The organism is Bacillus sp. FJAT-49736, from assembly GCF_018343615.1.
Taxonomy (GTDB): Bacteria; Bacillota; Bacilli; order Bacillales; family Bacillaceae_C; genus Margalitia.
On the sequence record NZ_JAGYPI010000001.1, the window covers coordinates 520382 to 543568 of the forward strand.

The following is a 23187-nucleotide window of genomic DNA, read 5'->3' on the forward strand; positions in this document are numbered from 1 at the left end:
TATCGTAGTAAAAGGAGAATGTTTATGGTAATGAAGCCAGTGAAGCTTGGAGATAAAGTGAAAATAGGCGAAAATGTAGTAATAGAAAATAACGTAATAATCGGAGACAATGTTGTAATCGGACACAATGTTGTGATTAAGAAGGATACTATAATCGGTAATCATGTTCATATTGGAGATTTAACTGTGTTAGGTAAAACAACCTCTACAAATAAGAAAATGGCGCGGAAACCTGAACAAAACCTCGAACCCTTAATTATAGAGGATAATGTGACCATTGGTTGTAATAGTGTGATATACCGAAACGTCCAATTAAGAAAAGGTGTTTTTGTTGGTGATTTAACAAGTATCCGTGAGAAGGTTTCAGTGGGGGAAGATAGTATTGTAGGTCGAAATGTTATGGTGGAAACCGATACAAAAATTGGAGAAAGAGTAACCATTCAGACAGGCTGCTATATTACCGCTGACATGTTAATCGAGGATGATGTATTTATAGGTCCATGCTGCTCGAGTTCAAACGATAAATATATGGGAATGGGTAATTTTATACATCAAGGACCCATCATTAAAAAAGGAGCAAAAATAGGTAACAACGCAACTTTGCTACCGGCGGTTACGATTGGTGAGAATGCAGTCGTTGGTGCCGGGGCTGTCATTACAAAGGATGTTCCTGGAGGTAAAACAGTAGTGGGAAATCCGGGGAGAGTAATTAAGTAGAAAAACGGCATCTAATGAAAAGTTGCTTATCAGATGCGAAAAGTTGATGGACAAAAGGGCAGAGGTTGCTGCCTTTTTTGTTTTTTTTTTGAAGATTTTCGAAACAAAAACCTATTTTGATACGTTGTATTAACATGGGGGTGGGTTAGATATAAGGTTTTGAAAAAGAAGAATATTCTATATATAATCTAAGCATTGATATTATTAGTAAAGGGGTATATTAATTTGTTATTAGAAGAGCGTCTCAGTAAATGGGCAGATGTATATGAAAAAAATGGATATTTGAATGGTTCTATATTAATAGCTTCACAAGGAAATATTTTATTAAATAGAGGGTTTGGGATCGCAAACATAGAGCACAGCATAGCTAACAAGCCTACAACTAAATTCCGTATTGGTTCCCTTACAAAAGCATTTACATCCCTGGGAATTTTTCTGCTACATGAAAAGGGTAGTCTAAATATACAAGATAGCATAAGCAAGTATTTACCGGATCTTCCGCATCATAATGAAATTACGATTTATCATTGTTTAACCAATACATCGGGTTTACCCAATTTTACTAGTTTTCCTGATTTTTGGTTTACAACGATGCGGCTTCCTTCGACATTACAAGAGATAATCGATTCTTTTAAAAATCTTGAATTAAACTTCCAACCAGGCAATAGTTTTGAATACTCCAATTCAGGATATGCCATTTTAACGGCTATTATAGAAAAGGTTTCAGGGATGCCTTACGGAGAATACATAAAGGAAGAGATTTGCCTCCCGTTAGGGATGTATAATACTGGGTGTGATGATGGAATTAAGATCATACCCAATTTGGCTTCCGGCTATTCATTCTGGGAAAACCCCATTCATGCAGCCTATGCAGATTTGTCATTCCCTTTAGGAATTCACGGATTATATTCTACAACGGAGGATTTGTTGATTTGGGACCAAGCATTAAACTCCTCTAAGCTACTTAACCGAGAATTAATGAAAAAATTGTTTACGCCTAATCGTGATTCTTATGCTTGCGGCTGGGTAGTATCTGAAATACTAGGGAGACCATGCACCCACCACTTTGGGGATATTAGCGGATACTGTAGTCAATTTATTCGATTTGTTGATGATCAAGTAACGATAATCTTTTTAAGCAATATGAATGTAACTCCTGTATCTCATATAGCGGAGGAAATAGCTAAGGTTATATTTGAGGAAGAAGTATCACTGCCTATACCAGCAGTTCCAATCAGTATTCCAAATCCTGGTGTATTGGCAGGGGAATATTTTATTGAAAAGGAACAAAATAGAATTTTAGACATCACTTTAAAAAATGGTGAACTATACTTAACAATAGCTAAAATGTATGGAGTATTGTACAAATTTAAGCTGGTCCCTGTTCGTCATGAATTAACAAAAACCACCTTTATAACTGAAATGATTAATGAACAGTTAGTATTTAATTATTCCTTGTCTGGTGAAATAGAGTATGTCGAATATATCAATTATTATGGAGAAAAATTTATGGCTTATAAACAAAACTCGTAATATGTGATGGCTAAGGAAAAGGGAAGAAAATGGTTAATAATAAATTATGATTGTCAGTATTTATAATCTTATGATAGCTATAAACCATTCCACTTATTCCAGAATGGATAGGTGAGAATAAAGCACCTAAGAGGATTTATATTATAGTATATTTATATTTTCACATTCTCCCGCCTAACAGGTCTTAATGGATCTACAAGGCGGGATATTTTACATAGACTTGGATTATTGTGCATTAGTTTGACTGCCTGATACCAGGCATTTATGATAGTTGATAAGTTTATATTTGCTGCCTTGTCAATATAAGTCTCCATATTTATATATATATATTTGATTAACTTTCCCGCATAAACCATTCCGCCACAAAATCATAAAATACCTTCCCTACTAAAGGGAGATTCCGTCTTTCATCATAACAAATCACAATATTTCTTGATACAGGAGGATCAAGCTTTATTGTTTTTACATTATAATGAAGGTTTGAAACGGACATTTCAGGTAGAATGGTAATCCCCAACTCTTCATGAATGAGGGATAATATGATATTTAAATCAGATATCGCAAAGTCAATATTTGGAGAGTTATTCAAATATAATTCCTTTAAATAGCGTTCACAGCCCAAATCTTTTATGAATCTTTCATTTGAAATTTCCTCCAATGCAAGATGATCTTTTTCTGCTAAACGGTGATTCCAAGGTAATACAACCATCATTTTGTCTTCAATTAAAGGTATGAACTTCAAGTAATTGGGTACTGGTGAAACCGTAAAGCCTATATCAATTATTCCTTTTTCCAGCATTTCCACTACTTTTTCATACGATCCTTCATAAAGTGAGAATCGAATATTGGGATATTTCCTTTGAAAAGAGGCGATCAAAGAGGGAACATATTTTGCCATAATGCTTGGAAATCCGCCTAACTTAACGGTCCCTTTCTTCAATCCTAAAAATTCTGCACTAGTTTGTTTCATTTTTTCAATCTGCTGCAGTGCTTCTCTAGCAAATGGCAGCAATGCTTCTCCAGCGTCAGTTAATTCTATCCCTTTTTTATTTCGATTAAATAAGGTAACTCCTAATTCATTTTCAAGGGAAGATATCGTATGACTAATACCTGGTTGAGTAAGATGGAGTGCTTCGGCAGCTCGTGTAAAGCTCTTATCTTCTACAATTTTGACAAAGGCCTCTAATTGTCCTAAAGAAACCATAGTGTATCTCCTAACATTAATTTTTCTTATGTATTGCATTTGTAATATTCATTTTACTTATATGTTTCCTGATTTTATTATAAAGAAGAAAATTCCATTTTCAAGGGAGGAAAAATAATGAATAAAATTGGAGTTGGTATTATTGGTGTGGGAGGCGTCGGACAAAAGGTATTGGAAGCTTTCAATGAACTTCCTAATTCATATATTGTAGGAATTTGCGATACAAACGAAAAAATATTATATCAGGTCTCCAAAAGGTATACCTCCATTCCTATATGTACAAATTATCTTGAAGTTTTACAGAATGAAAACGTAGATTTAGTCTATATTGCAGTGCCACCAAAATATCATTATCCAATCGTGATGGATGCATTAAAAAATAATAAGCATGTGTTGTGTGAAAAACCATTGGCGAACTCCCTTAAAGAGGCGAAGGAAATGTGGAAAACTGCAGAAGAAAAAGCGGTGGTTCATGCTATGAATTTCCCTACATATTACCGGAATGCATACAAAACATTGAATAAAATCGTTACTTCAAATTGTTTAGGATCCATACAACGGATTCAAGTTAAGTCATATTTCCCAGAATGGCCAAGGGGTTGGCAAAAAAACAATTGGATTAATACGAGAGAGCAAGGTGGATTCATAAGGGAAATCATGCCGCATTACATTCAATTAATTCATCATTTATTTGGATATATGAAGGATCTTCGTTCACTTGTTACATATCCCGAGGATAGTAAAGTATCGGAAACTGGATTACTGGCAACGAGTCGTCTAGATAATGGTATCCCAATAATATTTGATGGACTATGCGGAACAGCTGAAAAGGAAGAAATGGAGTTCACTGTTTATGGTTCACAGGCGGTTGTGTCATTAAAAGATTGGAACAATATTTATTTTGGAGAAAAGAACCAAGCTTTAACTAAAATAGGAGATGAGAATCCTATCAATCATCTTCTTGATTTAGTAGGAAATGTACTGAATGCGATTAAAGGTCAACCAGCAACCCTAGTGACTTTTAAAGAAGGATATGAAATTCAAAAGGTACTGGAAAATCTTTTACATAATTATTACGGAGATGAGTTGTGATGCTTTATGATGTGGAATTAAAACAGATAACAAGAATGGGAGAATATCTATATGAATTGTCAGATCTTCTGAAACTTGTTGTGGATGATGGTGCATCCATTGGATTCTTACCACCATTAGATTTTTCAGAGGCAAAGAAATACTGGTTATGCGTATTAGCCCAAAATGTTATCCTGATTGCAGCAAAAATTAATCAAAGAATCGTAGGAAGTGTACAGTTACATTTATGTACAAAGGAGAATGGTAATCATAGAGCTGAAATAGCAAAGTTAATGACGCATCCTGACTATCGAAGTAAAGGTATTGGCAAATCGCTTGTGCAGATGGCAGAGAATAGAGCCATACACGAGGGAAGATCGTTAATTGTTCTTGATACAAGGGAGGGCGACCCTTCCAATAACCTTTATACCTCACTGGGATACATTCGAGTCGGTCGAATTCCCGATTATGCAAAATCCGAAAATGGAAACTTAGATGCTACTGTTTTGTATTATAAAAAGCTAAGTTAATTGAAACGCTGGAACTAGTTTTCGGGGATAATGTAAAATTTATTTTTTCGTATGATAAATAACAAAAGCTCAGAGTAACTCTGAGCTTTTGGGGTGCTAAATACTATGTGAACAAAGAAGTGATTTCAAATGTTATTAGGCTGTTATGTAAGGTTTTTCTCCACAATGATAGAATTATTTACGAAGAAACTTTGGCCATTTAAAAATACTTAGAGTTTACTAGAAATAGTATCAACTGTTTTTTCCTGAACAAGAATGAACTTTCTTCTTAAAACTATCAAGACAATAAATGAATAAAGACTTAACAGTAAACCTGCACCAATGAAAACAACACTTGTTCCAAAGAGTGTGGCAAGAAGGCCTCCAACAATAGGACCTATTAGCATGGAGCTATTGATCATGGAGTTGGATACACCGGATACGCGCCCCATTAAGTTGGCCGGTGTTTCTCTCTGCAGTGTATAGCCAAATGGAATATATGCACCTGAAGCAGTAACTCCAATGATAAAGAATACGAGTACCCAAGCCATTTTCGGAAGCAATAATATCCCTATATCACCTAGCCCAAATAGAGCCATAAATATTCCACTAGCGATTCCCGAATAAATCATCAAACGTAAGGGGTTACTTTTCCAAAATGTCCACTTCCCTACAGATAAAGAACCGATTACTAATCCAATTCCATTTGCCGTCATAATATACCCTAATTGTGACTCCGTAAATCCGATATTCCTCGCCCAGGGTGTCGTTAAAGCTTCCTGCAGAAAAACAATAAGCATTCCGACACTTAAGAAAATCATACTGTATCCGAGCAACCAATTGGAACGAATATAGACAATCCCTGCTTTTAATTCTGAAAAGAAAGAGTTTTCCTTTTTACTAGTTTCTTTCTTTTCTTCGTTTATTTTAGGAATTCCTAGTATAAATACAGCAGATATGAAAAATCCTACCGATTCAATAATAAATAATGAGGAAGGTTTTGTAACTAACATCAAGGCACTGCCGATTGCTGGACTTATGATTTTTACTAGATTAGCTAATATTTGGCTTAATGTACTTGCTTGAAGTAATAACTCTTCTGGAACCGTTCGCCTAATGGTCGATTGTCGTGCAGGGTCAAACATTGCTCCAAACATGGTTTTAAGGAAGACAAGAGCATACAGTGCAAATACATTTGTTGTCCAAACAAGTGAAAGGGCAATCGCTACGCGCAAAATATCGCATGTAAACATAATCACTTTCTTTGGAAGTCTATCAACCCAAACTGCTGTAAACGGCCCAATTACAACCATTGGGATGGCAAATATGACCAATAAAGCGGACGTATAGGCTGGGCCAAGCTTCCAAACATAAATGATCAAGATGTTTAGAGCGATGATATCGAGAAATGCCCCGAAATCTGAGAAAAATTGTCCCAAAAATAAATGGCGGTAGCTTTTAATTTTTAACGGTGCCATCATCATCGTTCATTTTCGTCCCCTCATCCCATAATTGTAAAGCTATTTTCCTTCTTTCTTGTTGGATGATCGATAGGTTCCATTTATCGACACCCGGTTTTAGAGATTCATTAGCCAGTGTTTCGATTGTTTTTTGAATCCAATCTAGTTCTGCTCTATACCTGTGCTCCCCATAATCAAAAGCTAGAACTCCATACTCATCTGCCCATGTATAGGTTTCACGCCAAGTTTCACAAGCTTTAAGTAATTCCCTGGTTTTTACTTCTCTTGAACGCAAATGTTCTATTAATGTTTTGGAATCATTTGGACGGCTAATCCCCCAGAAAATCATTTTTAAAATAAGTTCATCTTTAACCATAGGATATTCAGGAGTTACTCCTAACCACTTCTCAAGTTGTAGCCACCCTTCGCGCGTTAAATCATATACTTTTTTATTTCTCTCCCCATTCTCATCTAACACATATATCCAAGCTTTTTGCTCCATATCCTTGAGCTTTGGATATAAATTTCCATATGAAATAGTGCCCCACACGGCAGCGCCAAGTGTTTGTTCAAATTCAGATTTAATCTCATACCCTGTTGCGGGACGCATACTTAGGAATCCTAAAATTAAATAATCTAATGACATCTTTATCCTCCATACATCAATATGATATATCATATTGATATATTAATTTTATATTTGAATATTGTCAATTTTATTTTTTAAAAATTTGAAAATCTTTAGTGTTTGATACGTAATATGTAAGCAATTATTTGAAACAAGTAAAAAGAGGATTTATATAGAATTATATTTCCCAAAGTTCTAACCCAGATTAGACAAGATAAGACGTGGTGTATAGCAATGAAAACATAAAGAATATACAATTCGAAATTAAAGTAATAGTTTATATTAATCAGAGCTTAGATTCAGATTTATCCTTACAAGCTTTAGCAAGCATTGCAACTTTTTCGCCATCCCATTTTCATCAGATATTTAAGGGATCGTCGCCGAATCATTGCATAATTTTATTAATCGCTTCCGTATTGAAAGGGCAGCGAAATTATTAAGATATCAAAAGAGTCAAACTATCACCGAAATTGCTCTTCAATGTGGATTTTCCTCTATTTCAATAAAATTTATTTTTATGATTGAAAACTGAGAGTATTCTCGTTAAAATAAAAATGAGAACATTCTCGTTTTAGGAGGTGAGAAACTTTTGTCACCAAAAGTTTCAGCGGAATATAAAGAGAAGAAAAGACTACAAATTTTACATTCAGCGACCGAAGTGTTTTGCAAAAAAGGATTCGAACCTACAACCATGAAAGACATTAAAGAAGCTGCAAGCATAAGCTTCGGAAGCCTATATTTTTATTTTTCTAGTACAGAAGAAATTTTTCTGGGAATTTTAGAGTTGTCTCATTCTAGAAGAGATTTCCAAGAAAAAATAGCTTTTAGTACCGCATGGGAAAAAATAGAGTATTTTTTGGACTCGCAGACAGAAAATTCCGAAAACATTGATAGTAGTATCGTACCAGTAGCCTATGAATATTTTATGACTAGCTGGAGAGAGAAAAAACGTCTTGCCATATTAGAAAACAGATATGAACAGGCTACCAAGGAACTTTTATCCCTTATACAAAATGGAATTACAACAGGTGAATTCTTACCAATTATTTCAGCAGAGGTAATCGCAAAAACAATTATTTCAACACTGGAAGGCCTTAATATCAGCTCCTTATTTTTAAAGAAGGACTTGGTTGAGGCTCGCAATCAAATTAATACTTTAAAGCTTATTATCAAGCATTTATTACAAATACAGGAGGAATAAAAATGTCTTATCTTCATATTTTGGCAATTGTGTTACCCCTAGTATTTCTTGGGTACCAAATGGTAATTGATTTTGTTAATTTATTTCCCTTTAATGATATTCATTCTAGGGATAAGCGACTGCGTAAATACGAAGTATTAGGAAATTATCCGCCACTTGTCGTTATCTCCGCATGTTTTTTCTTTAATAGCGGTCTTTGGCATTGGGTAGGCTTTATCATGACCAGTATTATTATGGTTATGCATTTATTTGCATGGTGGATTCCTTATTTAACGGGATATCCGAACCAAGTACGATCGGATTATGATAAATACTTCCGAAATACATATAAGTTTTTACCAGCCATAAAGAATCATATTATTCCAGATGCAGAACATTTTGGAGTAGGGGTGCTTTTATCGTTAACTATGATTATTCAAGGCATTTATTTATTTATCTAATCATGGATTTTAATTGATTAAGAGGTAAAGGACTATAAATCCAGCAGTTTATAATGATATGATAAGGACCACAATGGGAAATTAAAAAATGGCTCGGATTAAAATCCAAGCCCATTTTTTTTTAGATTCTCTTTTTAAAAGCATCAAAATCAAGAAAACAGCCTATTTTAATATATTACTGATTAAACAAATAGGTTGTAGAATTCCAATGTTTAGAGCTTGGTTTCTTCCTTCCATTCCAACCTATTTTTCTGAGTTCTTTTCCAATCAGCATATTAAAAAATCCATGACCAACCAAAACTACATTATTATGCACTTTTGCACATTCAACTAAAAGCTTTGTAGCCTTTGCAGCCCTTATTTGAGCATCTTTGAAAGATTCGCCCCCACTTGAATAACCTATCAGCCATAAGCATCTCAAAATGACTGCCCAAATTCTTGGATTTAATTTCAATCCCCACAATTTTGCTAAAGGGATGGGTAATTCTGTTTCACGAAATAAGGGGTCTGAAATAACTGGTAAGTTAGGATTTAAAAATTTTGTAGAGTCAATAGCCCTTTTCAAATCACTAGTAAGGACCATTTTTGCTTTATTTATTTTTCCAAGAGTTTCCGTAGGATAAATTTTCTCTTCAAACACTCCATTACAATCATATTTTTCAACCCAACTTTTAAGCTCAGGACAGGTTATAGGCTTATTTTCAGACCACAAAGATTTACCATGCCTTATCAATGTAATTTCCATATGACACTCCTTACATCTTGATCATGTAATCGGGTTTTGCAATCTTTTTTCGCTTCTTTTTCAAGTATCTTTCAGCTAAGGAGAGATTAATGATAATCGAAACGATAACAGAAAGTGGAAAGCCGATTGCAAATCCAAGATGGATTAATAGCACAATAGGCAGTACCAGCCGGAAAGTTACAAATACTAGTGTGACAGCATAGCTTCGGATCATCCATCTTTGATGGCTTTGGATATTCCTTTCGCGAATTCGTTTCAGACCGATAAATGTTGTTGTGAACCAAAAAATATCAAGAATTAGAAATCCAATCGTACTGCCAATACCGCCAGTTGCATAAAAAGCAAGGTATATTCCAGCGGGAACACTGAGGAAAATCGATGTAACATAAATTTTGCCAATCCACCGATGTATGTGAATTTTTTTGCGACTCTTTTTTAAAAACTGAAAAGGTCCAAGGATTAAAGAAATAGCACCTGTAACAATATGTAAGTAAAAAAATATCTTCCAAGTATTAAATGAAAAGTTAGGATTTTTAAATTTTCCGGATACAATGCCTGCTTTTCGTGGATCGTTAAAGCCGTATGCAAGTAAAATATACCCCAAAAAGATCAGAATTCCTAAATAACAGAGCAAAATAGACAAACTTATTTTACGTTTGTTCATATTAAATCCCCCCTCTAGCATGAGACATTTATCATTTTTGCTAAATCCCTCTTTAATCTTAAATATTATTTATAAGAATACATCTGCCCTTAATCAAATGTTTGAGCTTTTATTACAATCTGTATAAAATTGCAGGTTTTTTTGTTTGTTATAGTAAAAAATCATTTACTAATTCATTTACAATATCTTTTTGCTCGGCAGGCAAACAATGAGAACAATTTGGAATTAATTTCGTTTTAACTTTAGGAAAATTGGATGCATACTGAGTGGCCTTTTTTGTAGAAGAATAGACCACTTCTCCATCGCCGATTAATAAAAGCGTCTCTGGTAGTAGTTGTTCCAATTCGGTTCTGTTAAAAACTTTTGGCACAACCCTTAATTGAATCTTTCCATATTTGTATCCGCAAAGAAATTGTTGATACAATATTTCATCTGGTTCATTTCCTTTGGCAAACATCCAATTATATAAAGCTCTTATAAAGAAAGAGTTTCGAAACCATAATGATGGGAACAATTTAATAGGGAACCTCCAATTTAGACTTGCAAAACTCATAACTGGGGCAAGTAAAACTAATTTTTTTACACGATTAGAATGTAAACTAAATTGTAAGGAAATCCAGCCACCCATCGAGTGACCCACTAGGAAAATATCATTTAGTTTTAAAGCATCGAGTACTTCATTTAACCAAACATTAATATGTTCTGTGGAAGAGATCGGTTTCGTGCACTCACTTTTTCCAAAGTCCCCTGTTATATCGATAGCAAATACCCTAAAATTTTGACTCCAAATAGGTGCATTCGCAAACCACATCGTAGAGCTAACCGTCATGCCGTGAAGTAACACAAGGGGAGGAGCATCTTTTGGTCCACAGGCAAGGACATGCGTTTTTCCAAAAGAAGTACCAATATAAAAACTTTCGGTTTTAACCTTCCAACGTTCAAGAGACCTATCATAGCTCTTATAATACCTTCGCTTCTTTTCTTCATTTTTAAATACAGAATAGGTCATTTCACACCCGCTTTATCATATTATTTTCCATTATTACAAATAACTTACCATTGATATTGGAAACTTGCAATAAGTGCCATTTTCTAAAGCATAGCATGTTAAGAATGATGATGCTCTTCAGAAATTGCACATTTCAAAAAGCAATAATTATAGTGAAAAAAAATATAAAATTTGATAATTTAAAAGTATGTTCTATCATTTATATCATTTCAGTAATTTCTTTCCAAGCATTAAAAAATAATAGAGGGATCATATGTCTAAAAAGGAAATACGCTCGAAAATCATTTTTCTGGAGGGTTTACCATCTACTGGAAAATCAACCAATTCAAGAATACTATTATCACAATTTGAAGGCAATGGATATCCCGCGAAATGGATTCATGAAATGGCGAAACCGCATCCAACCCATTTCTTTTATGAATCATGTTTAACCTATAGTGAGTACCAATCACTAGTTCAGAGATATCCAAATAGCTCGAATATATTAAATCAAGTAAAGAGAACCAGAAATAAATATATAGCATTTGATTTATTAGAAATAGAATGGAATAGATTGCTTGATGAAGAAGTGTTTCACGAGCTAAAGCATTTTGATGTCTGGAATTTTCCATTAGAAAAGTACATAGATGTTGCATTGGATAAATGGGAGCATTTTGCGGTCAAATGAGAAATCATGATCAAATTATTTTGTTAGATAGCAGTATTTTTCAATTTCAGATATATACCTTTTTATTGGAAAATGCACCATACTCGCTTCTTAAATCATTTCTATACCAAATTTATCAGTTATTAGTAGAATTTGACCCAGTTCTTATTTATTTTTATAGGGATAACGTTAATGACACCATTGCCTATTTAGAAAAGAACCGTGGAATACCGTTTTTTTTGAATATATGGGAAAGGGATCAACATCTTCCTTATTATCAAACTCGTCCAAAAGGCGCAAATGGATACAAGGAATTTTTACGAGATTATCAGAAAACAGCGGAAAAATTATTTGAATTCTTTCCATTTAAGAAGCTTCCATTAGAAATATCTGAGGGCAGTTGGAGCAAATATGTAGAAATGATGCTAAGTGAACTTGAAATCATATCTACGCAAATTTCAGCTTCTTCGCTGCCAGTGGGAAAATATGTGAATGAAGAACATGAGTTTGAAATTATGTTAGAAGGATCATTTATGATTGACCCAACTGGAACACGTAAGAGCCTCTATAAAAAAACGGAAAAGGAGTATTACGTAGAAAATCTCCCTGTTATTCTTTATCTGGATACACCAGATAAACTAGTGATAAAGGGAGAACAATTATGTGACCGTTGGACAACACTTGGTTTGGAATATAAAAAAATTGGGATCGGTTGACATGAACATAATTCCTTCTAGAGGAATGCTCTTCGTACGACATCCAAATGTTACGGGCTAAGTTCTGAACTTTTATACTAAAATGTAACCATACTCAAAGCCCCTGTTTTTGAAGTGATAACAGGGGTTTTTGATTATTTTCATAATAGGCTGTAATCTTGAATTTTATTTTTAATCATGGACCACTCTGAATCGATTATACTGTAATAAACAGTATCCCTTATGTAACCATCTGGAAGAATCATATGGTTTCTTAAAATACCTTCTTTTACACCACCGATTCTTTCTATTGCCAACTGTGAGCGAATATTACGTAGATCAGCTTTAAACTGTACACGAATGGTTTTCAATTCTTCAAAGCAATATTTTAAAAGCAGATACTTACATTCCGTATTAACATGTGTCCTCCATACCATTGGAGAAAGCCACGTAGCTCCTATTTCGAGAGAGCGGTTACTTTCAGAAATATTGTATAGTCTAGTACTGCCAACAATTTTCTTAGATATTTTATCATAAATGACAAAAGGAATGGTATTTTCTGCCGCTAGTGCATGGTGAATATAGCTTTTTGCATCCTCTATTGAGGCTATATATCCTTGTGTATACTTCCAAATACGTGGATTATTTCCAGCTGAATATAATTCCTCGGCATGAATCTCTTCCATTGGCAGTAAGCACACCCTATTGCCTGATAATCTAGTAATATTTGTTAGGTCCATCACATATTTATCCTCCAATTATTTATTTCAAGATATATATTAAGGCTCTTTTCTTAGACTTTGTTACTTTTTCAGACGAAAACCGATAGTATCGACCTAACTTTTGGTAATGAAAGAATAACCTTCTTTAGAAAAATGCCCCAAGCTAAGACGATATTTGGATGAATAATAATACGAAAAACAATAGTTGAATGGATTAATATTAGAATCGAGATATATTCCACCTTTTTATCATTTTTCGTTCAGAAGATTCAAAAGCTTGCTTGTTAACTATTGCTCTTTTTTTCAAATGGGAATCAATGATTATTTTGATTAATAAAAGAGCAACAAGAATGAAAGATAAAGAGAATGATTGTATATGAAGTTGCTTTGTTATAAAGTATGAAATGATTTGTAATAGCAGGAAGAGACACATTGCTATTAAGGAAAACGGTTATAGGTATTCCAAACACTAATATGCAGGGACTCTAATTCATGATCCGCATTCGAGTACGCCATTGTCTGAGTGAACAAAGGGCGAATAGCTCCACCAAAAGCAGCTCCTTCTCCAATAATAAAAGTCAAACGCAATAATTGAATACAAAGTAAAAAGTGATTCATTTTTTACACTACCAGTAGATTAAATTTCTCTTCTTTAATACTTCCGCAGAAGGATGATCCTGGAAAACTTTAATCAAAGCATCATGAAGAGCATTCAATTTACTGGGATCAAAAGTGGATGACATGATATTGTACATTTTCTCCTCCGAATTCTTCATTTGTGATACTTTTCCTTTTCTATGTTTTGTTAAATGCAATGTCACATATCTCCGTTCTTTTTCATTTTCTTTTCGAACAACTTAGCCATTGTTCTCCATGGTATTAACAAGCCTAGAGGGACTACCTGATTCACAAATAAGTAAAGAACCAAGCTCCTTTAGACAAAGGGGTTCGAATCGATCTAAGATATGTAATACTTCAGATTGAGCTGGGGTAAGACCAATTGATTTAGTCGCGTCTTGGAGGATGCGTTCTCCTTCTCGCTGAGCGGCATGAATCAAGAAACGTATAGACTCCATTTTTTTAGAGGTAAAGCTCATTGTTTCAACTCCTTAAAAATAGGGGACATGTCATTTATGCAAAAAAAATACATGAACACGTCATCTATTGTAAAGCCATTAATTAAAAAATATGATTCCCTTTGAATGAGTCAATATATCAAGCTAATCTAGTATTCCAAGTCATTACCATCCATTAATTCCTTTTTGGGTAGCCTAACATTTTTAAACGTAAGATGCTTTTCAGAAATTGCACATTAAATAAAGCAATAATTAAAGGGAGAAGTATTATAAATATTGATAATTTATCATTATAATCTAAATAAAAATATAGGTGGGAATAATGTATAAAATTATCTTTCTAATTCAAACAAAAGCCCAAGCTTTTCAACCTTTAGTGTGGGCATTGTTAGTTGGTACATTCATTTCAAGAGCAGGATTTTTTATGAGTATCCCTTTTTTGGGAATCTATCTCCATGAAATAAAAGGCTATGAAAACGCAATTACAGGAGCGATACTAGGTGTAAGTTTTTTTATTAGTACTTTTGCTAGTTTTTTAGGCGGTGCATGGTCAGATCGTTTTGGCAGATTTCCAGTTATGATTTTCTCCATGTTTGTGTGGGCTATGGTATTTATAGGAATGGGTTTAGCAAATCAGATATGGCATTTCTTTTTACTTAATGCACTTAATGGTTTTTGCAGAAGTTTATTTGAACCTACTGCACGGGCTTTGTTAGTGGATGTTACTCCTCAAGACAAGAGAATAGATGTTTTTAACATACGATATTTTGCAATTAATATTGGCGGTGCAATTGGTCCTTTAGTAGGTCTTTCTTTAGGAACCTCCACAAATTCACTGATGTTTCTCCTCACAGCCATCATATACTTTATTTGTGGGATTTTGCTTATGAATTGTAGAACAAAATACACAATCTCGGAGAATAACATTTCACCGTCTGAAATAGTCACTATGAAAAGTAGCATGAGAATAATTGCATCAGATAAAATATTTAGGTTCTTTCTTATTGGAAATATTTTCACAACTGGTGCTTATGCACAATTAGATACGACACTGTCTCAATATTTAGGCACCGAAAATATAAGTATATATTCCTTGCTTTTTGCTATTAATGCAATAGCGATCTTGATTTTGCAATTTCCTATTGTAAAAATAATGAAAAAATACCTACCTCTAACAGCGTTAAAGTTAGGCAGTTTTCTTTTTGCATTAGGAATTTGGGGATTTGGATTTTCAAGCTCTATGATTTTATTAGTTTTATCTATCATCCTTTTTACAGTAGGAGAAATATTATGTTTTATTATTGGAGATGTTTTAATTAGTGACATTGCTCCGGGACATTTAAGGGGAGCTTATTTTGGAGCCGCGGGACTTCAATTTATTGGTCAAAGTACAGGTGCCTGGATCGGGGGAGTGTTACTAAGTGTTTTAGGGACAAATAACGGAATCTTGATATTTGGAATCCTTGCATTATTAACATTAAGTGCATATCCCTTCTTCCAGCTTGGTCAAACATTTCTAAAAAAAGATGTACGGTTAAGACAAAATACTGAAATTTTCTAAAATGTATTTACTAAAATAATTGATAAAAGGGAATATGATTATATCTTATAGGATTGTAAACTAACCAAAGAATAAATATAATTTTTGGGAATTTTCACATACGTTATGTATGGTACCAACCAATTATTAAGTATCAAAATTACATTACTGGACAATGTAACGAAGCCAAACGTTTTAATAGAAGGAACCCATTTATTCAACAATAAGCAATTATTGGGTTATTTGCAAATCAAAGTATTTGACACGAAACCATTTCAAACCCTGGAACGATAACGGTCAGTCCATAATAAAATTTTTATTATATAAATTTTAAAAATCTATATGGAGAATAAAGATGATGAAGCTAATTAAAGTGTTAAAAGAACAAAAACCGGTCCTACATAACCTTATGCAATTTTATATCTATGAGTTTAGTAAATATATTCCTGAAATTAAATTGGAGGCAAATGGCGCGTATAAACCGTTTGATCTAGATCCATATTGGGAGAACTCAGACTTACATCCTTTTTTCATAATGCTCGAAAATGAATATATTGGTTTTTCTTTAATTGAAAGTAAAAAAGATGGAAATCCAAATACCATAAAGGAATTTTTTATTATTCAAAAATACAGCGGAAAGGGATTAGGCAAACGAGCCGCCATTCAATTATTTCAGATGTTCCCTGGTAGTTGGAAGGTAACACAAATTGCTAAGAATTATCCTGCTCAGGCGTTTTGGCGAAGTGTCATATCTGATATCTCGAAGGGGAATTACACAGAGTATTATGATGAAAATCGAAGATCCGTTCAAAAATTCATTATTTAAATTAGCAGGGTGTAAAAGTCCAGCTTTTTTACAAAATACTACAAGTCGATTCATATCTTTCAAATTATTAGGGGTTTGACATTTGATTTTGAAAAGAATATTTTTTATATCTACAATTTAATGAAGGTGATTAGATGGATCGGTTAGTAAGACTTAATGAAACTAGATGGAAGTTAGTAGATATAGAACCTATTATAGGATTACATTCTGGAAATATTAATAGAATAACGATATTGGATGATAGAAATCAAAGAAAGAGGTTAATCTATAAAGAGGTTGCTGGTGATTGGAAGAATGAGATAGAAATATACAACAAACTATTTCCTGATATAGAATCTTTTTTCCCTGTTGTTAAGGTTTGGGCTACTGAACCAGAAGCAATACTTATGGAGGACCTTGGTACCCCATTGAAAAAAGTATTTACTGAGTTACCTATTAATCAAAAAAAGTTTTATTAACGAAAATTTTTTGAGGTTAACAGAGTTACATACAACTAATAATCAACTTTACCTGTACTTAGCTTACCATTACTTGATTCTAACACAGAATGGTACAGTTGGTGCTGTTAGCAACTATATAAATTAAAATCATTAACATTAGGGGTGAATAAATCTTCTTGGATGGAGATAGTGAAAAGGTCCTTGCAATTTATTGGGCCAAATGATTATGAAGCTAAAGGGCCAATAGTCCTAACACATGGTGATCCTCATCTAGATAATATTTTTCGAAAAATAAATGGGTCTATCTTGTACATTGATTGGGAGTGGGCGGCATTAGCTTCACCATTAAGAGATATTACAATTTTGGTGCAAGATTTACGACAGTGTATACAAATGGAAATATTGCTGCCTTCAAACAATATATAAAACACCTCATGCTAGGACTTGTTTGTTTTGCAATAGTCGTGAAATTAAATACCGTAATCTAAACAAGATATTATGTATATATTAGAATCCCAATGTCAAAAGAAAAGAGTCGATTTCTTGCTGCCAAAATCTGTATCACCGTTAACTTCGATTATCATTGCACCAATTCTTTGGTCTGGAGTAACATAAACATTTAATAAACCTTCAGAAGTTGTATGTCCCATTTTTTTGTTCGTTGTAGTGAGGCCTAGTTTTCTATGAACCTCAATAGTCCCGTCTAGATTTCCGTTTGATTCAATCAAGGCAAAGAATTTTATTTATTAAACAAATTTCATCTCTGTTTAAGAGTTTTCAAATAGATAATTGATAGTTCGATATTTATTTAGACATATTTTATGAAATGCTCTGTTATTATTCATTCTTGACCTTCTAGTGTAGTATGAGAATTCATAGGCGGAGAATTTCCTGCTAATGTATATTGATGAAGCTTAAGAAACAGATATAAGCGGAGATATTCCGATAAATAGCTCTAAATAAGACAAAAACCAAAGATTTGAATAATATAAACGGAAAAACTCCCTTTATTTTTAAGGAAATATGGGTATTTTCCAATTTAAACGGAGTCGTTTATTTTTCAAATACAGTAAAATCAACATTTAGTTATAACAGACCTAAAGTAGCAAAATATGAAAACCACACTTCCCAATTAGTGATTTTTATTAACAACAATTTTTAAAGAGAAGGCCCTTAGATAAAAGTGTAAATATATTATCAGCATCTCCTAATAAGGAAAGGAGTTACGGAACGATGATAAATAATGAGCAGCTAAAAGAATATATAAAGGAATTGATGGAATTCACAAGTATTCCGAACAATGTTTATGATCCAAATCAAATAAGAAATAATGCAGAATACTTAAAGTCCATAATGGAAAGTAAAGGAATAACAACGGAACTGCTGGATACACATACAAATCGACCATTAGTATTCGGGGAGCTAAGTACTCCAGGTGCAGTGCAAACCATTTTAATTTATAGCCATTTTGATGGTGTTCCAGTGGAAGAGGAGGAATGGTACTCTCCTCCTTACATGCCAGTTCTCAGAAAAAGCTTAGATGGTGAATCAATGAACCTTGACGATATTTCTATAAATGAATTTGAAGATTATAGAATTTTTGCAAGATCTATAGCTGATTCCAAAAATTCAATTATTGCATCGTTAGTGGCACTTGATATTCTTCGTGAGGAGAACCTTTTTCCTAAGGTTAATATTAAATTCCTCTTTGATAGTGAAGAAGAGGTGGAGTCTCCAAGTCTTAAAGAACTTCTATCATTACATTGGGATAAAATGAAGGCGGATTTAGTCATTTCTGCTTCTGGAGAAACTCATCAAAGTGGATTGCCAACTATAGAGTTAGGGTTTCGAGGCATCTTACAATTTAATGTAAGTGTATATACCGGGGGAGTGGATTTACACAGTGGTCATTTTGGTAACTACCTTCCTAATGCAGCTTTCCAGCTTTGCACCCTTATCTCCACAATGAAGGATGAAAAAGGGATGGTAGCTATTAACAATTTTTATGATGATCTGATTCCAATGACCAAAACAGAGAAAGAAATAATAAATGAGATACCAAAGGTTGAAAATGACATAAACGCAAAGTTTGGTATCCAAAAGCCAGAAATCAATGAGTTATCTCTCCAGGAATTAATTAATCTTCCAACTTTAAATGTAAGGGGTTTATCTGGTGGTTATGTAGGGGAAAACGGTAGAAATATTATCCCATCTCATTCCACAGCTGAATTCGATGTCAGGCTTGTGAAGGGAATGGACCCTGAGAAAACCCTGCATTTGATTAAAGCTCATATCCATGAGCAAGGATGGACTCTTATGGAAGAAGAACCTAGATTAGAAGATTTGCTAGCTTTTGGTAAGATTGCTGTGGTTAAACAAAAAGCCGGATTCCCTGCAACTAAAGCGAGCTACGGGTCAAAAGAAGCGCAATATGTAATAAATTCACTTAAAGAGGTTTTTGGAGATGAAATTGTCATTATGCCAACAGAGGGAGGAAGTCTCCCATTGTACATTTTTGAAAATTTTAATGTACCAGTGATAGGAATACCAACTTCTAATTTTGATTGTAACCAGCATACACATAATGAAAACCTGCGGATGGACTTTTTTAAAAGAGCTATTAAAACGTTCCGAAGTCTTTATACTTACGAATTATAAAGGATGTGAAAAGAATGATTAAGAACCGATCTGCTTTGTTATTAATGGATTTACAATTTGGGCCATTGTGGGGCACTATTAATAAGGAAGAGGTCATATGTACTATAAAAAAATTAATAGAGAAAGCCAAATTAGAAAATGTTCCAATTATATATACCCAGCATGAAGAATTAACTGGGGGTATATTAATACGAAATTCTCCATTTTGGCAATTGGAGGAGAGCTTAGTCCCAGGACATGATATTATAATTCCTAAGTTGGCAACGGATGCATTTTATCAAACAAAACTTAATGAAATCCTAGCAGATTTAGGTGTAACGCATTTAGTTATAGCTGGAGCAAGAACAGAATATTGTGTAGATACGACATGTAGGGTGGCTATATCATTAGGCTATGATGTTATACTAGTAGAAGATGGGCATACAACTGTCGATGGAATACTACCAGCGAAGAGAATAATTGATCATCATAATTATCATTTAAGTACTGTTGGAACACCTGAACGTAAGATAAAAGTGATGAAAGAAAGTGATATTGGATTTTATAAGGAGTAGGTAAATGCTAATAACAATGAGTAGAGATCATTTTAATTCTCTAAAAGATGAAGAATTACCTCGTGCTTGTTTCGAGCACATAATTCCCTTAATACGAGGGAAAAACACCTCGGTAAAAGAAGAAATCTATAAAAAGCTTTCGAAGAAGCAAAAAGCGTTATTTATGTTTAATGCGTATTATAATCACGCAATTAATTCTCTAGTTGAGTTTTATTGGTGGAGTTCTTATTATCTTGCACAGCCTAATGCTTGGTCAGAAATCAAAAAGGCATTACAATATTTCAATGCTGAGCTAATGCTTCATATTATTCTTGAGATTGAAGAGGCACTTAAAGATAAAATAGAAGTAGAGTACATGGAAAGCTTTGAAGTTCCTTATAAGGAACTTCAGAGAAATCCTGAGTTATACAACACAATAAATCGGATATTCACTAACTTAAATGAAATTTCTTTATCCACATTAACTATAATTGGAAAGAATATTAGAAATAACCCATATGAATTCATATACTTTGGAGAGTAAATTGGGTAAAACTTGCGCAATTATATTCAACTTATTAATGTCAATAAAAATGGAGTGGGATGGATGGGAAAGAGAACCATTTATAAAAGCGCTGAGGGAAAAACATATATTACCCAACACTATGAAAATTATATACAGTCATTAATATTCGATGTCGAAAGGGTATATGTTGACACAAGTTATGGGAAAACTCATGTTCTTGTATCAGGTCCACAAGAAGGAAAGCCTATATTTATTTTCCAAGGTGGGAATTGTATAAATCCCATGACATTATCTTGGTTTACATCCCTTACAGACATGTATAGAATATACGCGCCAGATACCATTGGTCATCCCGGCTATAGTGAAGAAAATAGGATTTCTGCGAAAGATCATAGTTTTGCCCAGTGGATTCTAGAATTAATGAATCATTTTAATATTGATCGATGTGCATTTATCGGTCCATCATATGGGGCAGGGATCATTTTAAGATTAGCGGCATTTATGCCAAATAAAATAAAATGTGCCGTATTAGTTTCGCCTGCGGGAATAGGATTAGGATCTAAACTAAAAATGATGAAAGATGTTTTAGTACCCCTAACCTTATTTTATATAACATCCTCGGAAAAATATCTTAATAAAATTGCAGGAGCATTATCAAATAATAGTATGAAAGAAATAGATAAAAAGATTATTGGAGATGTATTTACATACACCAAGCTTGAACAAGAGATGCCCAAATTAACAGAAAAAAAGGAGCTTGTTCATTACCATGCACCTACATTAGTCATTGCGGGAGAAAAGGATATTTTTTTCCCCGAGAAGAAAGTCTATAAAATTTCTAATAATATAATCCGAAATCTTGTAGATTTCAAATCTTATGATATAGGTCATTTCCCCTCGGAAGAATACTTAGTAAAAATAAATAATGATATAAAGAAGTTTTTGAAAGAAAATTATTAAGTAATTATCAAAAATTTTAGTTAAAAGTTTATTTTTATCTTCCTAATATCTTTACAAAAAAAGTGAAGAAGGTGTTTAAAATAAAGGGTGAACTTATAGAAAAACTTACAAATGATCAAATAATAGATTTGCATCATTTATTCCAACTGGAATGGTGGACTAAGGGGAGAAAACTAGAAGATATCCAGAGTATGATTGAAAACTCCGATGTAATAGTTGCCTATTGCGATCTAGAAACGAAAGAGCTAGTTGCATTTGCAAGGGTCTTGACTGATTTCGTCTATAAAGCCCTGATTCTTGATGTAATTGTAAAAGAATCATATAGAGGGAAAGATTTAGGCCGTGGGCTGCTAGATAAAATAATGGAACATCCTTTATTAAAAGATGTAAAGCATTTTGAGTTATATTGCAAATCAGAAATGTTGCCATATTATCGGAAATGGGGATTCACTGAGGATATTAGAGATATATTTTTCATGAGAAAAGAAGCTAATTAATCAGTGAGTGTTTTAAATTGTGGAGTGTAAAGTGTTTATTTTTACCTCTTTTTATATTTACACTATGTGGTTCATTCTTATATGTTACGGTGTTTTTTACGGAACACCTAAGTTACTTAGGAAAGGCATATTGGATCGTTTTTACTTTAATAACATGACAGCAACGGTTTGGTATTTGGTTGTTGGGGCTAGGGTTTTTACCATTATTTTTGACCAGCTCCTTGAACCTTTAGGAAAGTTTTTCGCTAAGCAGCGCTTATTAAAACCTCTAGGTTATCTTCCTGCTCCATTTAATCCTTTGAAAAAAAGAATAGATTTACTTCCTTCAGAATTTTTTGGAGTTCGTTTATATGGTAAACGGAGATTGATACCGTGCTTTATTCCTCTCCATTTAATTGCAATGCTTAGTGAAAAAAGATGCGGAAAGGCTTTATTCTTCCTCTAAAGATAGAAATGTTTGGAAGCTATCCGTGGATAATAAATGGTTTGCTTTGAGCATGGGTAGTACATGCTTGTCTCAAGTGGCATTTTATCAATATGCTTTTTAGCATGCTTATTGCTCCAGGGATTGTCCAATTCACAGGTTCCACTTGGGCCTCATTTGCTGCACACTCCATTGGGAATAGTTTATTGTGGGTTTTTTAATTTGGGGCATCCTTCTTAAGACTCCTAAACAACAGCCGAATTAGGATAAACTTCATAAATCCGGATAAAAGAAGTAAGGGCGTACTGAATAATATGTCCTTACTTTTTTATGGGGATAAGATAATTACACATTTTGTATGAAATGCTATGAACTAGTCTACTGTAGAAAATTTATCGTTGAAAATGTATAATGAATTTGTAATATTAGGAAAAACAAGTGGGGGAATGCGTCCTGAGGTATG

Annotated in this window: 28 protein-coding genes; 18 read left to right on the forward strand and 10 right to left on the reverse strand. The window is 33.6% G+C overall.

Annotation, left to right across the window (positions count from 1 at the left end):
* Nucleotides 1-24 precede the first annotated feature (24 nt).
* The gene (locus tag KHA87_RS02915; protein WP_213092607.1) at nucleotides 25-717 is read left to right on the forward strand and encodes an acyltransferase; all 693 of its coding nucleotides are present in this window, start codon (nucleotides 25-27) and stop codon (nucleotides 715-717) included.
* A 225-nt stretch (nucleotides 718-942) separates the two neighbouring features.
* Entirely contained in the window at nucleotides 943-2250 is a 1308-nt protein-coding gene (locus tag KHA87_RS02920; RefSeq protein WP_249310090.1) for a serine hydrolase domain-containing protein, read from the forward strand.
* A 334-nt stretch (nucleotides 2251-2584) separates the two neighbouring features.
* On the opposite strand, the gene KHA87_RS02925 is transcribed toward KHA87_RS02920, so the two are convergent.
* Nucleotides 2585-3454, reverse strand: coding sequence for a LysR family transcriptional regulator (locus KHA87_RS02925; RefSeq protein ID WP_213092608.1), 870 nt, complete (start codon nucleotides 3452-3454; stop codon nucleotides 2585-2587).
* 117 nt (nucleotides 3455-3571) lie between these two features.
* On the opposite strand from KHA87_RS02925, the gene KHA87_RS02930 reads away from it, so the two are divergent.
* Together KHA87_RS02930 and KHA87_RS02935 are read left to right on the forward strand one after the other, a co-directional pair.
* Complete coding sequence (locus tag KHA87_RS02930; protein ID WP_213092609.1) at nucleotides 3572-4546, forward strand: Gfo/Idh/MocA family protein; 975 nt, start codon at nucleotides 3572-3574, stop codon at nucleotides 4544-4546.
* Nucleotides 4546-5055 carry a GNAT family N-acetyltransferase gene (locus tag KHA87_RS02935; RefSeq protein ID WP_213094225.1) on the forward strand — a complete coding sequence of 170 codons (510 nt, stop codon included), beginning with the start codon at nucleotides 4546-4548 and terminating at the stop codon, nucleotides 5053-5055. The genes KHA87_RS02930 and KHA87_RS02935 overlap by 1 nt, the downstream gene beginning before the upstream one ends.
* 209 nt (nucleotides 5056-5264) lie before the next feature.
* Here the strand turns inward: KHA87_RS02935 and KHA87_RS02940 are convergent, their stop codons facing one another.
* Nucleotides 5265-6518 carry an MFS transporter gene (locus tag KHA87_RS02940; protein WP_213092610.1) on the reverse strand — a complete coding sequence of 418 codons (1254 nt, stop codon included), beginning with the start codon at nucleotides 6516-6518 and terminating at the stop codon, nucleotides 5265-5267.
* Nucleotides 6493-7140 carry a PadR family transcriptional regulator gene (locus KHA87_RS02945; protein ID WP_213092611.1) on the reverse strand — a complete coding sequence of 216 codons (648 nt, stop codon included), beginning with the start codon at nucleotides 7138-7140 and terminating at the stop codon, nucleotides 6493-6495. The genes KHA87_RS02940 and KHA87_RS02945 overlap by 26 nt, the downstream gene beginning before the upstream one ends.
* Nucleotides 7141-7711: 571 nt before the next feature.
* On the opposite strand from KHA87_RS02945, the gene KHA87_RS02955 reads away from it, so the two are divergent.
* Both KHA87_RS02955 and KHA87_RS02960 read left to right on the forward strand, forming a co-directional pair.
* Nucleotides 7712-8323, forward strand: a complete 612-nt coding sequence (locus KHA87_RS02955) for a TetR family transcriptional regulator (RefSeq protein WP_213092613.1) — start codon at nucleotides 7712-7714, stop codon at nucleotides 8321-8323.
* Nucleotides 8324-8325: 2 nt separating this feature from the next.
* Complete coding sequence (locus tag KHA87_RS02960; protein WP_213092614.1) at nucleotides 8326-8763, forward strand: hypothetical protein; 438 nt, start codon at nucleotides 8326-8328, stop codon at nucleotides 8761-8763.
* A gap of 175 nt (nucleotides 8764-8938) precedes the next feature.
* On the opposite strand, the gene KHA87_RS02965 is transcribed toward KHA87_RS02960, so the two are convergent.
* The 3 genes from KHA87_RS02965 to KHA87_RS02975 form a co-directional block, all read right to left on the reverse strand.
* Nucleotides 8939-9508 carry a histidine phosphatase family protein gene (locus tag KHA87_RS02965; protein ID WP_213092615.1) on the reverse strand — a complete coding sequence of 190 codons (570 nt, stop codon included), beginning with the start codon at nucleotides 9506-9508 and terminating at the stop codon, nucleotides 8939-8941.
* Nucleotides 9509-9518: 10 nt separating this feature from the next.
* Nucleotides 9519-10172, reverse strand: coding sequence for a DUF2306 domain-containing protein (locus KHA87_RS02970; protein WP_213092616.1), 654 nt, complete (start codon nucleotides 10170-10172; stop codon nucleotides 9519-9521).
* Nucleotides 10173-10320: 148 nt separating this feature from the next.
* A complete protein-coding gene (locus KHA87_RS02975) occupies nucleotides 10321-11181 on the reverse strand; it encodes an alpha/beta fold hydrolase (RefSeq protein WP_213092617.1) in 861 nt (286 codons plus the stop codon).
* Nucleotides 11182-11434: 253 nt separating this feature from the next.
* Between KHA87_RS02975 and KHA87_RS02980 the strand changes: the two genes are divergently transcribed.
* Nucleotides 11435-11848 (forward strand): P-loop NTPase family protein, encoded by a 414-nt coding sequence (locus tag KHA87_RS02980; RefSeq protein WP_213092618.1) that lies wholly within the window; start codon nucleotides 11435-11437, stop codon nucleotides 11846-11848.
* Nucleotides 11845-12543 carry a hypothetical protein gene (locus KHA87_RS02985; protein WP_213092619.1) on the forward strand — a complete coding sequence of 233 codons (699 nt, stop codon included), beginning with the start codon at nucleotides 11845-11847 and terminating at the stop codon, nucleotides 12541-12543. Before KHA87_RS02980 ends, KHA87_RS02985 begins: the two co-directional genes overlap by 4 nt.
* 140 nt (nucleotides 12544-12683) lie before the next feature.
* On the opposite strand, the gene KHA87_RS02990 is transcribed toward KHA87_RS02985, so the two are convergent.
* The 3 genes from KHA87_RS02990 to KHA87_RS22355 form a co-directional block, all read right to left on the reverse strand.
* Complete coding sequence (locus KHA87_RS02990) at nucleotides 12684-13262, reverse strand: GNAT family N-acetyltransferase (RefSeq protein WP_213094226.1); 579 nt, start codon at nucleotides 13260-13262, stop codon at nucleotides 12684-12686.
* Nucleotides 13263-13682: 420 nt separating this feature from the next.
* A complete protein-coding gene (locus tag KHA87_RS02995) occupies nucleotides 13683-13862 on the reverse strand; it encodes a hypothetical protein (RefSeq protein WP_213092620.1) in 180 nt (59 codons plus the stop codon).
* 8 nt (nucleotides 13863-13870) lie between these two features.
* The gene (locus tag KHA87_RS22355; protein ID WP_283249409.1) at nucleotides 13871-13999 is read right to left on the reverse strand and encodes a hypothetical protein; all 129 of its coding nucleotides are present in this window, start codon (nucleotides 13997-13999) and stop codon (nucleotides 13871-13873) included.
* 643 nt (nucleotides 14000-14642) lie between these two features.
* On the opposite strand from KHA87_RS22355, the gene KHA87_RS03000 reads away from it, so the two are divergent.
* From KHA87_RS03000 to KHA87_RS03015, 4 genes are all read left to right on the forward strand, one after another.
* Entirely contained in the window at nucleotides 14643-15881 is a 1239-nt protein-coding gene (locus tag KHA87_RS03000; RefSeq protein WP_213092621.1) for an MDR family MFS transporter, read from the forward strand.
* Between the two features lie 334 nt (nucleotides 15882-16215).
* Nucleotides 16216-16686, forward strand: coding sequence for a GNAT family N-acetyltransferase (locus KHA87_RS03005; protein WP_213092622.1), 471 nt, complete (start codon nucleotides 16216-16218; stop codon nucleotides 16684-16686).
* Between the two features lie 134 nt (nucleotides 16687-16820).
* A complete protein-coding gene (locus tag KHA87_RS03010; RefSeq protein WP_213092623.1) occupies nucleotides 16821-17144 on the forward strand; it encodes a hypothetical protein in 324 nt (107 codons plus the stop codon).
* Nucleotides 17145-17315: 171 nt separating this feature from the next.
* The gene (locus tag KHA87_RS03015; RefSeq protein WP_213092624.1) at nucleotides 17316-17552 is read left to right on the forward strand and encodes a phosphotransferase family protein; all 237 of its coding nucleotides are present in this window, start codon (nucleotides 17316-17318) and stop codon (nucleotides 17550-17552) included.
* Nucleotides 17553-17647: 95 nt separating this feature from the next.
* Here KHA87_RS03015 and KHA87_RS03020 read toward each other — a convergent pair whose 3' ends face one another.
* Nucleotides 17648-17854 carry a translation elongation factor Ts gene (locus tag KHA87_RS03020; protein WP_213092625.1) on the reverse strand — a complete coding sequence of 69 codons (207 nt, stop codon included), beginning with the start codon at nucleotides 17852-17854 and terminating at the stop codon, nucleotides 17648-17650.
* A gap of 505 nt (nucleotides 17855-18359) precedes the next feature.
* On the opposite strand from KHA87_RS03020, the gene KHA87_RS03025 reads away from it, so the two are divergent.
* The 6 genes from KHA87_RS03025 to KHA87_RS03050 all read left to right on the forward strand — a co-directional run bounded on the left by KHA87_RS03025 (nucleotide 18360) and on the right by KHA87_RS03050 (nucleotide 22745).
* Nucleotides 18360-19784, forward strand: coding sequence for a M20/M25/M40 family metallo-hydrolase (locus KHA87_RS03025; RefSeq protein ID WP_213092626.1), 1425 nt, complete (start codon nucleotides 18360-18362; stop codon nucleotides 19782-19784).
* Between the two features lie 14 nt (nucleotides 19785-19798).
* Entirely contained in the window at nucleotides 19799-20338 is a 540-nt protein-coding gene (locus tag KHA87_RS03030; protein ID WP_213092627.1) for a cysteine hydrolase family protein, read from the forward strand.
* Nucleotides 20339-20342: 4 nt separating this feature from the next.
* A complete protein-coding gene (locus KHA87_RS03035) occupies nucleotides 20343-20861 on the forward strand; it encodes a hypothetical protein (RefSeq protein ID WP_213092628.1) in 519 nt (172 codons plus the stop codon).
* 63 nt (nucleotides 20862-20924) lie between these two features.
* On the forward strand, nucleotides 20925-21803 hold the full coding sequence (locus KHA87_RS03040) for an alpha/beta fold hydrolase (protein WP_213092629.1): 879 nt from the start codon (nucleotides 20925-20927) through the stop codon (nucleotides 21801-21803).
* Between the two features lie 71 nt (nucleotides 21804-21874).
* Nucleotides 21875-22300 carry a GNAT family N-acetyltransferase gene (locus KHA87_RS03045; RefSeq protein WP_213092630.1) on the forward strand — a complete coding sequence of 142 codons (426 nt, stop codon included), beginning with the start codon at nucleotides 21875-21877 and terminating at the stop codon, nucleotides 22298-22300.
* Between the two features lie 130 nt (nucleotides 22301-22430).
* Entirely contained in the window at nucleotides 22431-22745 is a 315-nt protein-coding gene (locus tag KHA87_RS03050) for a hypothetical protein (RefSeq protein ID WP_213092631.1), read from the forward strand.
* The last annotated feature ends 442 nt before the right edge of the window (nucleotides 22746-23187 follow it).

Excerpts from the sequence above, each read along its gene's own strand:
- KHA87_RS02915 (WP_213092607.1), top strand. The coding sequence starts at position 25 with ATGGTAATGAAGCCAGTGAAGCTTGGAGATAAAGTGAAAATAGGCGAA.
- KHA87_RS02925 (WP_213092608.1), bottom strand. The coding sequence starts at position 3,454 with ATGGTTTCTTTAGGACAATTAGAGGCCTTTGTCAAAATTGTAGAAGAT.
- KHA87_RS02930 (WP_213092609.1), top strand. The coding sequence starts at position 3,572 with ATGAATAAAATTGGAGTTGGTATTATTGGTGTGGGAGGCGTCGGACAA.
- KHA87_RS02935 (WP_213094225.1), top strand. The coding sequence starts at position 4,546 with ATGCTTTATGATGTGGAATTAAAACAGATAACAAGAATGGGAGAATAT.
- KHA87_RS02940 (WP_213092610.1), bottom strand. The coding sequence starts at position 6,518 with ATGATGATGGCACCGTTAAAAATTAAAAGCTACCGCCATTTATTTTTG.
- KHA87_RS02945 (WP_213092611.1), bottom strand. The coding sequence starts at position 7,140 with ATGTCATTAGATTATTTAATTTTAGGATTCCTAAGTATGCGTCCCGCA.
- KHA87_RS02960 (WP_213092614.1), top strand. The coding sequence starts at position 8,326 with ATGTCTTATCTTCATATTTTGGCAATTGTGTTACCCCTAGTATTTCTT.
- KHA87_RS02965 (WP_213092615.1), bottom strand. The coding sequence starts at position 9,508 with ATGGAAATTACATTGATAAGGCATGGTAAATCTTTGTGGTCTGAAAAT.
- KHA87_RS02970 (WP_213092616.1), bottom strand. The coding sequence starts at position 10,172 with ATGAACAAACGTAAAATAAGTTTGTCTATTTTGCTCTGTTATTTAGGA.
- KHA87_RS02975 (WP_213092617.1), bottom strand. The coding sequence starts at position 11,181 with ATGACCTATTCTGTATTTAAAAATGAAGAAAAGAAGCGAAGGTATTAT.
- KHA87_RS02980 (WP_213092618.1), top strand. The coding sequence starts at position 11,435 with ATGTCTAAAAAGGAAATACGCTCGAAAATCATTTTTCTGGAGGGTTTA.
- KHA87_RS02985 (WP_213092619.1), top strand. The coding sequence starts at position 11,845 with ATGAGAAATCATGATCAAATTATTTTGTTAGATAGCAGTATTTTTCAA.
- KHA87_RS02990 (WP_213094226.1), bottom strand. The coding sequence starts at position 13,262 with ATGGACCTAACAAATATTACTAGATTATCAGGCAATAGGGTGTGCTTA.
- KHA87_RS02995 (WP_213092620.1), bottom strand. The coding sequence starts at position 13,862 with ATGAATCACTTTTTACTTTGTATTCAATTATTGCGTTTGACTTTTATT.
- KHA87_RS22355 (WP_283249409.1), bottom strand. The coding sequence starts at position 13,999 with ATGTACAATATCATGTCATCCACTTTTGATCCCAGTAAATTGAATGCT.
- KHA87_RS03000 (WP_213092621.1), top strand. The coding sequence starts at position 14,643 with ATGTATAAAATTATCTTTCTAATTCAAACAAAAGCCCAAGCTTTTCAA.
- KHA87_RS03005 (WP_213092622.1), top strand. The coding sequence starts at position 16,216 with ATGATGAAGCTAATTAAAGTGTTAAAAGAACAAAAACCGGTCCTACAT.
- KHA87_RS03010 (WP_213092623.1), top strand. The coding sequence starts at position 16,821 with ATGGATCGGTTAGTAAGACTTAATGAAACTAGATGGAAGTTAGTAGAT.
- KHA87_RS03025 (WP_213092626.1), top strand. The coding sequence starts at position 18,360 with ATGATAAATAATGAGCAGCTAAAAGAATATATAAAGGAATTGATGGAA.
- KHA87_RS03030 (WP_213092627.1), top strand. The coding sequence starts at position 19,799 with ATGATTAAGAACCGATCTGCTTTGTTATTAATGGATTTACAATTTGGG.
- KHA87_RS03035 (WP_213092628.1), top strand. The coding sequence starts at position 20,343 with ATGCTAATAACAATGAGTAGAGATCATTTTAATTCTCTAAAAGATGAA.
- KHA87_RS03040 (WP_213092629.1), top strand. The coding sequence starts at position 20,925 with ATGGGAAAGAGAACCATTTATAAAAGCGCTGAGGGAAAAACATATATT.